At 44.7% G+C, this 15758-nt stretch carries 12 protein-coding genes; 6 read left to right on the forward strand and 6 right to left on the reverse strand.

Annotation, left to right across the window (positions count from 1 at the left end; all coding sequences use genetic code 11):
- Positions 1 to 72 precede the first annotated feature (72 nt).
- The gene (locus tag Q4549_RS20080) at positions 73 to 702 is read left to right on the forward strand and encodes an MBL fold metallo-hydrolase (protein WP_303515481.1); all 630 of its coding nucleotides are present in this window, start codon (positions 73 to 75) and stop codon (positions 700 to 702) included.
- Between the two features lie 60 nt (positions 703 to 762).
- On the opposite strand, the gene Q4549_RS20085 is transcribed toward Q4549_RS20080, so the two are convergent.
- From Q4549_RS20085 to Q4549_RS20100, 4 genes are all read right to left on the reverse strand, one after another.
- Positions 763 to 1230 carry a hypothetical protein gene (locus Q4549_RS20085; protein ID WP_137675292.1) on the reverse strand — a complete coding sequence of 156 codons (468 nt, stop codon included), beginning with the start codon at positions 1228 to 1230 and terminating at the stop codon, positions 763 to 765.
- 165 nt (positions 1231 to 1395) lie between these two features.
- Entirely contained in the window at positions 1396 to 4551 is a 3156-nt protein-coding gene (locus Q4549_RS20090; RefSeq protein ID WP_303551191.1) for an efflux RND transporter permease subunit, read from the reverse strand.
- 1 nt (position 4552) lies between these two features.
- On the reverse strand, positions 4553 to 5635 hold the full coding sequence (locus Q4549_RS20095; protein WP_303551188.1) for an efflux RND transporter periplasmic adaptor subunit: 1083 nt from the start codon (positions 5633 to 5635) through the stop codon (positions 4553 to 4555).
- A gap of 197 nt (positions 5636 to 5832) precedes the next feature.
- The gene (locus Q4549_RS20100) at positions 5833 to 7029 is read right to left on the reverse strand and encodes an MFS transporter (protein ID WP_303551185.1); all 1197 of its coding nucleotides are present in this window, start codon (positions 7027 to 7029) and stop codon (positions 5833 to 5835) included.
- Between the two features lie 191 nt (positions 7030 to 7220).
- On the opposite strand from Q4549_RS20100, the gene Q4549_RS20105 reads away from it, so the two are divergent.
- Positions 7221 to 8111: a LysR family transcriptional regulator gene (locus Q4549_RS20105; RefSeq protein WP_303551182.1), complete on the forward strand. Its 891-nt coding sequence runs from the start codon at positions 7221 to 7223 to the stop codon at positions 8109 to 8111.
- An 86-nt stretch (positions 8112 to 8197) separates the two neighbouring features.
- Entirely contained in the window at positions 8198 to 8590 is a 393-nt protein-coding gene (locus tag Q4549_RS20110; protein WP_137675287.1) for a carboxymuconolactone decarboxylase family protein, read from the forward strand.
- Between the two features lie 42 nt (positions 8591 to 8632).
- Here Q4549_RS20110 and Q4549_RS20115 read toward each other — a convergent pair whose 3' ends face one another.
- Positions 8633 to 9418, reverse strand: a complete 786-nt coding sequence (locus Q4549_RS20115; RefSeq protein ID WP_303551178.1) for a helix-turn-helix domain-containing protein — start codon at positions 9416 to 9418, stop codon at positions 8633 to 8635.
- A 7-nt stretch (positions 9419 to 9425) separates the two neighbouring features.
- Positions 9426 to 9887 carry a carboxymuconolactone decarboxylase family protein gene (locus Q4549_RS20120; RefSeq protein ID WP_303551175.1) on the reverse strand — a complete coding sequence of 154 codons (462 nt, stop codon included), beginning with the start codon at positions 9885 to 9887 and terminating at the stop codon, positions 9426 to 9428.
- Between the two features lie 183 nt (positions 9888 to 10070).
- On the opposite strand from Q4549_RS20120, the gene Q4549_RS20125 reads away from it, so the two are divergent.
- From Q4549_RS20125 to Q4549_RS20135, 3 genes are all read left to right on the forward strand, one after another.
- A complete protein-coding gene (locus Q4549_RS20125; RefSeq protein WP_154675884.1) occupies positions 10071 to 10238 on the forward strand; it encodes a hypothetical protein in 168 nt (55 codons plus the stop codon).
- Between the two features lies 1 nt (position 10239).
- The gene (locus Q4549_RS20130) at positions 10240 to 10668 is read left to right on the forward strand and encodes a hypothetical protein (RefSeq protein WP_303551172.1); all 429 of its coding nucleotides are present in this window, start codon (positions 10240 to 10242) and stop codon (positions 10666 to 10668) included.
- A gap of 1008 nt (positions 10669 to 11676) precedes the next feature.
- The gene (locus Q4549_RS20135; RefSeq protein WP_303551170.1) at positions 11677 to 15687 is read left to right on the forward strand and encodes a carbohydrate-binding protein; all 4011 of its coding nucleotides are present in this window, start codon (positions 11677 to 11679) and stop codon (positions 15685 to 15687) included.
- Positions 15688 to 15758: the final 71 nt, after the last annotated feature.

Below are 15758 nucleotides of genomic sequence, written 5' to 3' on the forward strand. Positions count from 1 at the left end.
AGTTAATGACAACTATAGAAAAATTCATGCACATACGTACACTAGGGCGGTAACTAATTAGAGTAAGAAATCATGGCCTATCAAATTATTCCGGTAACTCCTTTTCAGCAAAATTGTAGCCTCATTTGGTGTGAAGCAACCATGCAAGCAGCCATCGTTGATCCAGGTGGCGATCCCCAGCTCATTCAAGCTGCGGTTGATAAGGCAGGCGTAACCGTAAGCAAAATCTTGCTAACGCATGGTCACCTTGATCATGTTGGTGCTAGCAGCCTTATTCAACAACGTTACCAAGTGCCGTTAATCGGCCCACATATAGAAGATGACTTTTGGATAAGCAAAATGGCCATGCAGTGCCAAATGTTTGGTTTTCCTGAGGTGGCTAATTTTACTCCAGACCAATGGCTAGAACATGGCGAAGTGATTGAAGTGGGCGAGTTAAAATTGGAAGTACGCCATTGCCCAGGGCATACTCCTGGCCATGTGGTATTTGTTGACCACGACAATAAGCTAGCGATTGTAGGCGATGTACTGTTTAACGGCTCAATTGGTAGAACAGATTTTCCAAAAGGCGATCACCCTACTCTCATTAACGCCATTAAAACTCAGCTTTACACGCTAGATGATGAGTATCAGTTTTTACCAGGTCACGGCCCCATGTCTACTATAGGGCATGAGAAACAACATAACGGCCATACCCGCTAACCACAAAAAAGCACCTTTTGATTCAATACTTCAAAAGGTGCTTTTTTATTATCTATACCATTACACTGGGCCAATTAGCTTGTGTTTATCACGATAAATCAAATAAGCACAACTTAACCAAACCCCCACCGCCATAAAGAATAATGGATACTCCCTCGGACAACCTGCTTGCAAACAACTTAGGTCGGTATACGGAAACAAACCTAAAGGCGTGAAAATATGGAAGAAAATCGCGCCCGACATAATACCTAAACCCAGCAAGGCACCATAAAGACGAGTTGCCTTACGCAAAATGAGAATGCTAGCAATCAGCTCAGCTAAACCAATCACGGTTTCACCGTATTGGCCAAACAAGTCGCCAATTAGCGTTAAGCCTAAACCTTCCCGCATCCATTGCCCTACCGTTTGAAAAATGTAAACGGTGATATCTGCTGGGCTACCAAACCAACCTGCAAATTTAAATACTAACGATTGTAAAAATACAAAAGCCACATAAATGGCAAGCACCAACGGTATATGTTTTTTCAAAGCAAACTCCCTGTTTTAAGCTTTTGTTTAAGCGTAGTTGATCAAATTGCTTACGCCTGTTTAAGCGCCAAGCATGTGACCCGACAACCAAGCCTTCGCTTTCAAAAAAGCTCAGCCGCTAGGTAACAAAACGGCTGAGCTTGAACAGAGCTTATATTGGAATCGCTAAGTATTGTTAAGCGGCAACTCCAGTACTGGGGGTTTTTCTTCATTAAGCGTTCTGCCCGCAAACCGCTCTCTTAAAGATTGGAATAACACAAAAAACGCCGGCACAAATAAACAACCAAGAATCGTAGCCGCAAGCATCCCACCAAAAGACGCCATGCCAATTGCTTTCATCGCCGATGCCCCCGCAGACGAAGCGAGCATTAATGGAACCACACCTAGAATGAAAGAAAATGCGGTCATTAATACTGCACGAAAACGTAACTTAGCAGCAGCTACACCCGCCTCAACAATACTGTAGCCTTTCTCTTCCCGTAACTGCTTGGCAAATTCAACAATAAGAATTGCGTTACGACTTGCCATGCCAATTAACAACATAATCGCAATTTGGGTATATAAGTTCACGGTAGTGCCACTCACTAACACCGCAGACAACACGCCAAACACCGCAGTAGGTACTGCCAGCAAAATCGCTAAGGGGGTTAACCAAGATTCATATTGAGCAACCAAAAACAGGTAGGTAAACAACATGGCAAAAGCAAAGGCAATTAAGCTAGCGTTGCCTGCTTGTTGCTCCTGTAAGGTTAAACCTGTCCATTCGTAACTAAAGCCACTAGGTAGAACATCTTCTGCTACTTGCTCCATCGCACTAATGGCTTGGCCAGAACTGAAACCAGGCATAGCAATACCGTTAATGGTGGTGCTGCCGGCAACGTTATAACGCACCAGCGAACTTGGGCTCAATACCGTAGATACCGACACCAAATTGCTTAAACGCACCATCTCACCTTGAGTAGAACGTACATACAAATTAGACAAATCATCAATCTGTTGTCGCGAATCAGCTTCGGCTTGCAACATTACTCGGTAGTTGCGTCCACCTTTAGTGAAATCGTTAATGTAGCTACCGCCGTATTGCACATTTAAGGTATTCACAATATCGCCAAAGGCAACGCCCATCGCAGCCGCACGCTCTTCGTTAATATCTAGAAACAAGTTAGGCATGCTAATACTAAATGTTGAAAACGCCGAGGCGATCTCTTCGCGCTGATTGGCTTCAAGCAATAGCTGTTCTAGTACTTCTGCAGTGCGTTCAGGCCCATGGCCCATTTCATCTTTTAAGACAAATTCAAAACCATTAACCATACCTAAAGCTGGAATCGCCGGTAAACCAAAGGCAAAACCTACGCCTTCTGGCAGCGTGTCTATTGCACGTTGTACTCGAGCAATCACTGCGTCTTGGTGTTGTTGCTGGTCAGTTCGCTGCTCCCAGTGTTTCAAACTAAATACCAACAAGGCTGAATTTGAGTTACTAGACTCATTAAGCAAGTTGTAACCCGCCGCTGAAAAGGTCATCTCAATATCTGGATCATCACTAAGCGACTCAATCAGCAACTTGGTCATATCACGCGTGCGATTTAGCGCGGCTCCTTCGGGTAAATCAATCACCGCGAAAAACGTTCCTTGATCTTCATCAGGCAAAAATCCACCTGGTAGCTTAGCGCCCATCCACGCACTTCCAGCGATCACAATGGAAAACAGCAATACCGCTAAGCCTAAACGGCGACACAATACTGCCACTGATTTACCAAAGGCTTCGGTAAACCTTTCAAAGCCTCGGTTAAAAGCCTGAAAAAAGCGGTTAGGTGTTAAATCGCGGGTCATTAGCAATACACACAAGGCAGGCGTTAAGGTCATCGCCACTAGGGTAGAAATAACAACCGATACTGAAATGGCAATACCAAACTCAGCGTAAATAATGCCTACCATGCCCGGCATCACCAAGGTTGGACCAAATACCGCTAACAGAACAGCTGCAGCCGCTATACAGGGTCCAATCACCTCTTTCATGGCAATTTCTACGCATTCTTTTACTGGTTTAGTGGTTTCGTGTAACAGGCGTTCCACGTTTTCAATCACCACAATGGCCGCATCTACCACCACACCAATGGCTAACACCAAACCAAACAAACTGATCGTATTAATAGTAGAGCCAAACGCTTTCATCACCGCAAAGGTAGCAATCAGTGAAACCGGAATAGCAATTGCGGGAATCAACGTAGCTTGCCACGTTTGCAAAAACAGGTAAGTCACCAAGGTGACTAACACCAGGGCGATAATGAGCGTTTCTTTCACATTGTAAATGGATACATCAATGAACTCAGTGGCATCGTAGGGCAAGGTAAACACCATGCCTTCAGGTAAGCTTTGCTCAAGTTTAGCCATAGCTTCTTTTACATCCGCCGCGACTTGCATAGCGTTAGCAGTAGGGTCTTGATAGACCATCATTGCTACCGACTCTTTATTGTTTAGGTAGGTATCCACTAGGTACTTCTGCGCACCCAGTTCAATACGAGCAACATCTTTTAGGCGCACTAAACTGCCGTCGGCATAAGCTTTAATCCGAATGTTACCAAAAGCTTGTTCGTTGGCTAATCGTCCTCTAACTTGCACCGTATATTGCCAATCATTATTCCCAGCAACAGGCTCTGCACCAACACTACCCGCTCCGCGTACTGCATTTTGATCCGCAATAGCGGCAGCAATATCATTCACCGTTAGGTCTAGGGCTTGCAAGCGTTCAGGCTCTAGCCATACGCGCATCGCATATTCTTTTTCGCCCAAGGGCGTTACTTTACTCACCCCTTTTATTCGTGAAAGGGTTTCTCGAACAATGCCAGTAAGGTAGTAACTCAACTCCAAGGTATCATGAGCACCAGATTGCGAGTTTAGGCTGGCAATCATTAACATAGACGGGCTCATTTTTTCTACGTAGATACCCGAGCGACGTACTTCTTCTGGCAATAATGGCTGGGCTGCGTTAACCCGGTTTTGTACTAACGTGGCTGCACGGTCGGCATCAAAACCTGTTTCAAAAGTCACGTTAAGGTTATAAGAACCATCGTTGTTCGAGGTAGACTTCATGTAAATCATACCTTCAACGCCGTTCACTTCTTTTTCAATCACCGAGGCTACAGTGTCGTTTACGACTTTGGCGTTAGCACCGTTGTATTGAGTAAATACATTGATCATTGGCGGTGCAACATCAGGGTATTGCCCTACCGGCATGGTGTAGGCGGCTAACGCACCTAACACACTCATGATTACCGATAAAACAATGGCGGTTTTAGGGCGAGAAATGAAGAATTTAATCATATTAACCTCGCTGTCTTACAAGACTACCATCTGTCAGTTTCTGCTGGCCTCTAGAGACCACCACTGTGCCATCATCTAAGCCTTGTAATACCTCGGTTTGATTTCCTAGCTGGTCACCCAGCTCAATGGCTTGCAACTGAGCTTTACCGCGAACCACTTTAAATACTGCGGGGCCGCTTTGGGTTTGCACCAAAGCTCGACTAGGAATCACCACGGTGTTTTTGTGTTCCCGTAAAACAACTTCTACAAATTGACCCACAAATACACTGTCGTCGTTATGAAATTTGAAACCAACAGCTAATGCACCAGTAGCCGGGTTTATTTTGTTGTCGATGTAATCAAGATCTCCCCTTATTGGGTACTCACTACCGTCTAAGAATCTCGCTAGCACTTCAAACTGCGAAGTCCCATTGCGGTATTGTTGAACCGCTTTAAGCACGGTTTTTTCATCAATACTAACGGTCACTTTAAAATCACGGTCATCAACAATTGATGCGAGTTGGTAACCCACACTCACGGTGTCGCCAGGGCTGAGTTCAGCTTGACTAATTCGGCCAGCACGAGTGGCTTTTATTTCGGTTCTACTAAGCAGTAAATGGGCGTCGTCTACTTGCTTTTCAATAGCCTTAAGGCTGGCTTGATTGACTAAGAATTGCGTTTCAATGTCTTCCAATTCTTGCTTAGAGATAGCGTCACCCAGTTTTTGGGCGCGCTGCAAACTGTTTAAAGCGGAATTGTATTTTGCACGTAAGTTAACCAAGTTGGCTTGTAAGCTGGCTAAGTTAATTTCAAATTCTAAAGGGTCTAAACTAAACAGGAGTTGCCCAGTTTGTACGTAATCACCAGCTTGAAAATGTTTATCTAGCATGGTGGAGGTTACCCGCGATACCACTTTTACTTCTTCATCTGGAAGAACAGTGGTGGTGTAGATTTCTTCAAATACCAAGCTCTCTTGGCTGGCATTAGCTAAGTCCACGGGAATAGTGTCACTTACCGCACTTTGCAGTGGCTCTTTACTGCTAGACGTTTCACAGGCTGTGACAAACATGCTAGCCAACAACACACCTAATAGTCTTATTTTCATTTTCTGCCCTTGTTTTGGATTTATTGTCCTTAGCGTTATGCAATTGGTTACTTCCCTGCAGGCGCATAGTAAACCCGAGGCTGAAATAGCTTAAACGAGCAGCTATAAGGGCAGCTTATAGCTATGGCCTATTAAGAACGTCAGAGGGTAAAAAGGGAACCCAATGGCTCCCTATTCTTACTGGCTAAGTTTAACAATTATGCGGCTTCACAAAGCTCTGGATTGCCAACTTGTTGCTGCCGTTTATCTAAAGCGCCACTGATTCTTGTGAGAAGCAATGCGCCCAGTACAATTAGCGAGCCAGCCCAAGGTGTATGCATAACACCAACCTTAGCCACAATCATCCCACCACCCCATGCACCTAAGGCGATACCAACGTTAAAAGCCGCAATGTTTAAGCCAGAGGCTACATCTACTGCGTTTGGTGTATGTTGCTCGGCAAGCTTAACCACATACACTTGCAAACCCGGTACGTTGCCAAAGGCAAATGCACCCCAGACTAAAATGGTCGCTACCGCCGCTATAGGATTAACCGCAGTAAAATTAAACACCATAAGCACTGTAGCTAAACCTAGAAATATCCAGCTTAAAGCTTTAATGGGCCCCATTTTGTCGGCCATCTTTCCGCCCCAAATATTGCCAAACGCTACCGATACGCCATAAACCAACATAATTAAACTAATTGCACTGGCGTTAAAACCACTGATGTCCTGCAAAATAGACGCTAAAAAAGTAAAAGCGGTAAACGAACCACCGTAGCCAATAGCGGTAATCGCATAAACCAACAGTAAACGCGGCTGGGTAAGTACACTTAATTGGTCTTTTAATTTGGTCGCTGGCGGCTGTTTAAGGTTATTAGGCACTAATAACGCACTGCCGATTAAAGCGATAAGGCCCAAGATGGCCACCACTAAAAAGGTTGTTTCCCAACCAAAATGTTGGCCTATATAAGTGCCCAAAGGCACACCAGTAACCAAAGCCACCGTTAAGCCAGTGAACATAATCGCAATAGCACTGGCGGCTTTATCTTTAGCTACCAAACCCGTAGCAATGGTGGACCCAATAGAAAAGAATACACCATGCGCCAAACCAGTGAGAATACGCGCCCCCACTAAGGTTTCATAACTAGGCGCTTGCCACGCGAGTAAGTTGCCTGCTACAAACAAACTCATTACCGCCAGTAATACGTGTTTTCTATTCCACTTACCGGTTAAAGCGGTAAGTACCGGAGCGCCTATAGCCACACCCAAGGCATATAGGCTTACCAGTAAGCCGGCAGAAGGAAGCGAAACCGCTAAGTCTTGCGCCATGGTGGGGATTAGCCCAACAATTACAAACTCGGTGGTTCCTATGGCAAATGCGCTTAAGGTAAGCGCGAATAGAGCTAATGGCATAACAGTAATCTCTCGTCATCGATTAGGTTGTTGCACTGCGCAACAAGTGATGGCGAGCATTATTATCCAAAGTACTATTGTCAAAAATGGCACCTAGAACAAAATACTTTTGTAGAAATTAATGTTAATCCACTAGGTAAACTGATCAAGAAGCCGCTAATATTAAGCAACCTTATTGTTAGAGTGTGACTATGTTTACCCTTAAAAACCGATCTGATGAACTCGAAATACTGCTAGCGGTTGTTGACAGCGGTGGCTTCTCGGCTGCTGCAGACGCCTTAGACATTCAAGTGGCTAAGGTATCTCGAGCGGTTAGCAAAATAGAGAAGCAGCTAGGCATTACTATTCTTAATCGAACCACTAGGCGGGTGGTACAAACCGACGAAGGCCGTCAATTTATAGAAGCGGTACGTATAGGCTTGAGCCAAATTCAACAAGCTGAAGAAGACATTATTAGTAAGGGTGAGTTGCCTCAAGGCAGGCTGCGTGTTGATGCCGCCAGCCCATTTGTGATTCACCAATTAGTGCCACTAATTGGTGAGTTTAAACGCGCCTACCCCAATATAGAACTAGAGCTAAATACTAACGACGGTTTTGTGGATCTGCTGGAAAAGAAAACCGATTTGGCGATTCGCATTGGTACATTAGCAGACTCCACCCTGCATGCTCGCCCCATCGGCGTGAGTAACTTGTATATTGTCGCCGCGCCCGCTTACCTGGAACAGCGCGGAGTGCCGCTGCAGGTTACACAACTAAACGAACATGAGCTGATCGGCTTTAGCGGGGCAAAGGTGCTAAACCATTGGCCATTAAAAGGATTTAAATCAATGAATCCTGCCATTACCGCCAGCAGCGGAGAAACCATTCGCCAATTAGCCTTAAGCGGCAATGGCATTGCCTGTTTGTCGGGATTTATGGTGAAACACGACATCGAGCAAGGAACCTTAGTGAGTTTATTCCCAGCCCTGCAGGTAGAAGAAACTAACCAGCGACAAATTAACGCGGTGTATTACCGTTCATCTAAAGTAGCGCGACGCATCACTGCGTTCATTGATTTTATTAAACCTCGCTTAAGCTTGTAAGTTGCAGCTTGACTTGGAGTTAGCTCCAAGGTTTAGGCTACACCTTGAGTCGCAAACTTTGGGTCATTACATCAGAGGAAAAGATCATGGAAAGTAACCGATACCAACGCGGATTAGACAAGCTTAATGAAATAGACGGTGAAGCAGGCCATAAAGTTATAAATAGTCTTGCTACTATTTGTCCTGAGCTCGCTAAATTCACCATTGAATTTCCCTTTGGCGACATCTACAGTCGCCCAGACTTAGATTTAAAATCCCGAGAAATCGCTACCGTATCTGCCCTCACGGCAATGGGAAACTGCGCTCCACAACTTGCAGTGCATATTCATGGCGCGCTTAATGTAGGCTGTAGCCCAAAAGAAATTACCGAAGTGATTTTACAAATGGCGGTATATGCAGGATTTCCGGCAGCAATTAACGGCATGTTAGTCGCGAAACAGGTTTTTGAAGAACGTGGCATTTTAGAGCCTTCACAATAACAAGTAGTTAGTTAACCTGGCATGGGTCATCGCCAGTTGCGACTAGGCACTTAACACCAGTATTAAATATTGCTTAGGGGTGATTTTGGCGATGCTTTTACACTCTCGTGTCATGTGGGCTTGATCAGAAAAGCCCTGACTTAGTGCCAACTCTGCTAAATCTACAGTAGGCTGGTTCTTTAGGGCCTTAAGAGTCATTTTCACTCTTAAGGTACGTTGCCACTGCTTTGGGGTCATGCCCATCAACTGTTGAAAATGCCGCTCAAGTTGACGCTGGCTTAACGCCACTTTGTTGCTCAGCAAGCCAATGTCTTTTGCATATTGCATAAAGTTAATGGCTTGAGTAAAACTTTGCGGTGGAGAATCAACTGCACTCAAACTGCGCTGTAGCCACTTGTACATCGCAATAATTCGAGACTGCTGCCCCCTAAGTTCTTGTAATTGTTGGCAGAGTAACTGGAGTTGGTGATTGCGTTGCGGATCGATACTATCATTGGTGTTTCTTGGCAGAGTACCAAAGAACCCTGTACTCACTCCGGGTAAAAACCTAAATCCTGCAAGCTGTGCCTTGGCAGGTAAGGTGATTGAACGCGCCACTTTGCTAACCGGCAAAATAATCATTCCAGCTTCATACTGTTTGCCATCTAAACGCAGCGGCGGCCCTAAATTAAACAGCACACCGCTGCAGCCGTCGGCCTGCAACCAGCGTGTCATTGAGCCAGCACTTTGGCCATCAAGCGAAGCCGACCACAAGGCTTGAATGGTATCGGCCAAACGCCCCTTGGGTCGAAACAAAGAAAACCGAAAACGCTGGTCAACCTCGTTCAATATTTGCTTAGCTGGGTGTATAACTGCCTACCTTTGATGTAAATGCTTTCGCGATTCTATTCCAACTATTGATCGCATTAATGGCAATGGTCAAATCAACCAGAGATGGCTCACCAAACGCTTCATGCGCTTTACGATAAAGCGCATCACTTATCGGCTGCCCTGCGCTAAGCTGTTCAGCCCAGCTCAAGGCCATCCGTTCATTCTGCGTGTACCAAGGCATATCTTTCCAGGCGCTCAAACCTATAATCCGCTGCGCTGTCTCACCAGCTTTTAATGCATCTTTACTATGCATATCAATACAAAACGCACATTGATTAATTTGGGATATACGCAATTTAACCAACTCCCACATGGCTAAGTTTACGCTGTCAGATTCAAGAAATCGGCCTCGTAAATAGTCCTCTTGTTGCATGAGGATCTCCATACCCTTCGGCGCATTATCAAAATAGTTCAGTCGAGTTGTCATAGTCTTCTCCTTTTTAGTTACAGAAAGACTAACGGGAAGCCCTAAAGGTTTATTGAAGATTTTCGACATCCTTCATCAGCAAACAAATTGCAGCTGTAAGTTAGCCTGAAAGGTGCTTATTTAACTAATATTAATAAGGCGCAGATAATAGACACATACAAACAACAACAGTGAAAACAGACCATGAACAACCTTAGCAAAATTCTTATTGCCTCTGTACTTGGTGCAGTGTTTTACAATAGCGCAGCCACAGCTAACATTGTAGAGATTGAAATCTACCAAGATGGTATTGAATACGAGTGTTTACAAGATACTCAAACTGGCAAAATTTTTAACTGTGAGCGTGATTAATATGAAAACCTACTTAGCTATACTTGCCGCTTTAATTGGATTCACCGCCAATGCCGACACGCTTAACAATGCTATACAATGGCAGGTTGGCGACAACAATAATGCCATGATCGTAAGTAAAGATTTAGGTTACGTAGCCGAATTTAGTTTTTACGATGGCGGGGTTATTTTCTCTAGTACCTTGCGTGGTAAATGTGCCGGTACACAGCAGCGCCATCAAGTACAAGGTAAAACCGTTGAATTTACCCTAAAACAAAACAACGAACATTGTTCCTTGATTCCAACAAACAATAAAGACAAAGCAGTAGTGAATGGGTCGTTTAATCGCTTAAGTACGGTGAGTTTTAACAACGCTACATTTACCACTAAGGGCTTCCACGACGCCTTGGTAAGGGCTGAAAAAATCCGTTTTACTCGCACTAACAGCTAAGCCTGTAAAGGATAAAGCCGTTTCAACAAAATACATGATGTTAACATCGGTTTTCACCTCCTCCGGTTAACCACATTCAATATTTGTATCTACGTAGAAGTTGAACAAGGACGTTGCTAAATCATAAACTCAATTAGCCAATAGGTTCTTCATTTTTAATATGAAGATTTGGAAATACCAATAACCCTTAATAACCGCCCCCCTTCCCCCCTAAGTAGACAGTTTTGAATAGCTCATCGTCAAACATTAACAACAACACAGTTACTCGGAACTTAGCCAGTGTCTACTCTGTTGCTAATTATTGTCTATTCCTTAACTTTTAGTATGCAAAAATACGCATATTATTCATTAACTTAATAAAGTAGTCCCTGCTTTAGAGCAGTCGAATAATCAACCAATAGCTGCTCGTTATTCCACCACACAGTATTCAGTGACAAGGCTGAAACTATAGTTACCAAACCATTAAGGTATTACAAAACAACAAGTTAAAGCTCATACAACTCCGACCAGAAGGTACATTAGATTTACTTAGTAATCTCTCGTTTCACCACCATGCACTCCGCTTTGAGCTTCTGCACATTTTTGTAAAACAGCTAATTATTCACCCACCCGAAATAAATATTGATCAACCAATTGTGATGAAGATCTAAATATTGGGTTACCAATAATGTTACTAATTTCTTATTGATACAATTATTGGTCAACCTGTGTAGTTATTTAGGGACACTAATAAGCCAATAAGGAGGTTGGTAATTCTAGAATCGCTTAACCAAGGGAGTGGTTACCAGTGTTAAATAATTTATTTGAAATAATCATATTACTTAAGCCCTTGGCTTAAGTGTTGCTGCTGGTGACTAACGTAATTGGTAAGTAACTCCCCTAGTGCTTAAGCAAGTAAACAATCAATTTTGGTAACCAATATTGGTGTACCAAAAAAGCATATGCGTTTAAAAAATAGAGAAGTAGCAAACGCGAATAGATAACTAGGATATAAACATAGGAAGTTTTATGACTATTAAGGCAAAGAAAATGGCTCCACTCTACTTTGCCGTCAGTTCAATTCTGAGCATAGGTGTATGTTCAGCGGCGACTGGCGAAGCAATACGAGTAGAGGCCGAAGATTTCGTTATGATTGGCGGAACCTTCGATGATGGCCAAATTGCTGCGGTAAGTACTTATACGGTAAATGGCGCAACCGCAATCAACTTTGTAAACAAAGGTGACTACTTAGATTATCAAGTAGACATTGCCGAAGCAGGGTCTTACAGCATTGAATACTTTATTGGCACTGGTATAGCAGACGGTGCGGAAATTGAAGTGCTAGTAAAAGACGGCGGTGCTTGGGTTTCTCAAGGAAGAACCACAGTACCTGCGTCAGGTTGGGACAATTATCAAGCGCTAGACTCTAACCACACGCTAGAGCTGCCCAGTGGCCAGGTCGATATCAGAATATCAGCCTCTGGCACTAACGATTGGCAGTGGAATTTAGACTACTTTACCCTGCAAAAAGTTGCTGACCAACCGGTTGATCCAGAACCTCCGGTGGTATTACCCCCAGAGGCGATTATTACCCAAGCGAGTAGCTTTGCGTCTAGTGGTGGCACCTTTGCCGATGGTCAACCCTCGCCTGTTAGCACCTACACCAGCAATGGTGTAAGCGCGATTAACTACATCAACAAAGGCGACTACGTTGATTACAACCTAAACATTGCAGAGTCAGGTGATTACAGTATTGAGTACTTGATTGCTACCGCAATTGATAGCGGCGTAGAAATTGAAGTACTGCTAAACACCGGCAATGGGTGGGCATCAGTAGGTAAATCTTCGGTAGCAGCTGGTGGCTGGGATAACTACCAATCTCTAAAACCTAGCTACCTGTTATCTATTCCTAGTGGTTCAGTACAATTACGTTTAAATGCCTCAGGCAGTAATGATTGGCAGTGGAACCTAAGCAGCTTTGCTCTATTACGAGAAGCTGATATTACCGATCCAACGGACCCTACCGATCCAACCGACCCTACTGATCCAACAGACCCTACTGATCCAACCGACCCTACTGATCCAACCGACCCTGTTGATCCTCCCGTGGTTATTCCACCGGGTAACGGCAGTGACCCAGTACCAGTAAGTGGTAGCTTTACCTTAGAAGCCGAAAACTACCAAGCAGTGGGCGGCGAAGTTCAAATCTACGACTTGGATAACGGTAAAGCAGTCAATTACTTTAACTCTGGCGACTACTTAGAGTTTTACATTGAGCTAGAAACCGGCGGCTTATACGACGCCAGCTACCGAGTCGCTACCGGTACGCTCAGTGATACAGCCGTAGGTTTAATGGTCACCGACCACAATGGCCAGTTGGCGGTTAAAAACGTAACAACAGTTAATAGCGTTGGCGGAGACTGGGATGCATTTTACACCCAACCTGGTAATGGTAAATTTAACGTCTTTAGTGGCGTAAATACTATTCGAGTTTATGGTGCAGGATCAGCAGATTTCCAGTTTAACATCGACAGCATCAGCTTTAGTCGCGTGGGTAATATTGACCTCGCAGCAGATGGTGATAACGATGGTGTGCCAGATGTAGATGACTTATGCCCTAGCAGTCCAAGTGATGAAACGGCAGACGCAACTGGCTGTACGCCATCGCAAAAAGACAGCGACGAAGATGGCATTAATGATCGCATCGATCAATGTCCAAACACGCCTCCGGGTTCTTTTGTTGACGACATAGGTTGTATTAGCACCGGCGGTGACGATGACGACTTTGATGGAATTCCGAATACCATTGATCAGTGTCCTAACACCCCATTTGGCCAAAACGTTAATCCACAAGGTTGCCCTGTTTCAGGAAGCGATGCCGATGAAGATGGTGTTGCCAATAGTGTAGATATTTGTCCAAATACACCAGCCGATGAGTTCGCCAATGCCGAAGGTTGTTCGACTTCTCAGTTAAACAATAGCCACACTGTATCGGTTAGTGTAAACGCCAACATCATGCACGAAGTAAACGGGGTATCTGACTTTGGCCGTAATCGCCATATCACCATGCACAGTGCTATTTACGAGAATGATTGGAACGGCCACAGTGACCGCCTAAATTACATCGTAAATACTCTTGGTGTAACCTTAGGTCGAGACAACGGTACTGCTACATGGCGCTTTAACGAAACCGCCCAAAATCCAAACGAGGCCAATACGCCAGATTTAGATTGGATGGTTAATCGTGGTGAAGTACTGCGTAACGACTACGCAAATAATGAGTTTTATAAACGCTTCTCACCAACTAGCACCGAATTAATTGCTGGTACTAACCCGCACCCTACTTACCCTACCCTTAGCTGGTACGACAATGGCATTACTACCACTGGTTGGCAGCCGAAAACCATTGAAACCTCAGCCAAATGGATGGGTCATTACTTAGCGAATTACTATGCTAACTCGCAAAATGGAAACGTAGGCGAACCAATGCCTAAGTTTTGGGAAGTGATCAACGAACCTGACATGTTAATGAAAACCGGTCAGTTCATGGTCACTAACCAAGAAGATCTATGGCGTTATCACAAACTGGTTGCTCAAGAGATTAAGCAAGCACTGGGTGACGGAGCACCAATGATTGGCGGCATGACTTGGGGTCAGCATGACTTCTACCGTCGTGATGGTATCTCTCGCTACGCCGACGACTACCTATGTGCATGGGTAGACGAAGAAGCCTGTGAGTTATTCACCAGCAAGATGCAAACTACCGTTGATGATACCCGTGAACAAGACTGGTACCAGTGGGATGTTATGTGGCGTGGCTTTATGGAAGAAGCAGGTGCCGATATGGACTTCTACGCAGTGCATATTTACGACTGGCCAAGTGAAACAGCCGGCGGTCGCGCACCTACCGTTCGCCGTGGTGGACACGTACAAGCCATGCTAGACATGATGGAATGGTACGACGTGAACCTAGGTGGACTAGAAAACCGTAAACCGATCGTAATGTCTGAATACGGCGCAGTAAATGGCGCTTGGGACCAATTGCCACATGAAGAACGTTACGACATAGCCAACCTTAAAGCGTTTAACGGCATGTTAATGCAGTTCTTACAACGCCCAGACTACGTAATTAAGTCTATGCCGTTTACCCCAGCTAAACCTTTATGGGGATACAAGCCTGGTGGCTGTGGTTACGACGCAAGCGTTAACTGTACCGCACCTTACCATTACTCAATGATGATGGAGTCAGAGCTGAATAACGGTGATTGGCAGTGGTCTTCTTACATCAAGTTCTTTGAGCTATGGGCTGATGTAGATGGTACACGTGTTGATGCGCGCTCTAGCGATCCAGATGTTCAAGTCAATGCCTACGTAGACGGCAAAGAGCTGTTTGTCATCATCAACAATCTTGAAGATTACGACACTAGCGTAAACCTAAACGTAGCGGGCTTAACTGGCCTAAACGTAAGCAATGTTGAATTACGTCAAATGTACTTCGACGGTGTAGAGCACACTAAACTAGAGCGCCGCCATAAACAGCAGCTTCCTTCTAGTTTAACGCTGGCAGGTGATGGAACAGTTGTATTGCGTTACAGCCTAAGCGCCAACGTTAACGTTAACCAAAAAGTGGTTGAACACAAATACTTTGGAGAAAGTGTTAGCGGTGGTTCAGTACCACATCGCATTAGCGTTGAAGGTGGAGCTAAAACCGTAAAAGTGAACGGCCTTGCTGTTCCAAGCGGCGCAGCTGAAGCAATGTTACGTTTAACTGTCGCCTTGTTCCCAGACCAAGATGATCTTGAAGGTGGTCTACTTACCATTAACTCACTTGTAGTGAATGGTAACGAAGTGAGTACGCCTATCGATTGGCGCGGACCGGCTAAATACTCAGCAGACCGTTACTTTGCCACCTTAGAAATTCCTGTACCGGTAGAGTACCTCTCTACCAACAACACCGTAAATGTTGATTTCAAACATAACGGTGAGCTAACGGTAGCCAGCATGGTGGTTTGGGACTTCTCCGCCCCTCCACAACGCTAATACCTTAGCTATTTCTTGGCCCTAGCACCAAGACCGTAAGCAAAACGCCGCATCCCTGTGCGGCGTTTTTT

It is taken from the genome of Agarivorans sp. 2_MG-2023, from assembly GCF_030548085.1.
In the GTDB taxonomy this organism is placed as follows: Bacteria; Pseudomonadota; Gammaproteobacteria; order Enterobacterales; family Celerinatantimonadaceae; genus Agarivorans.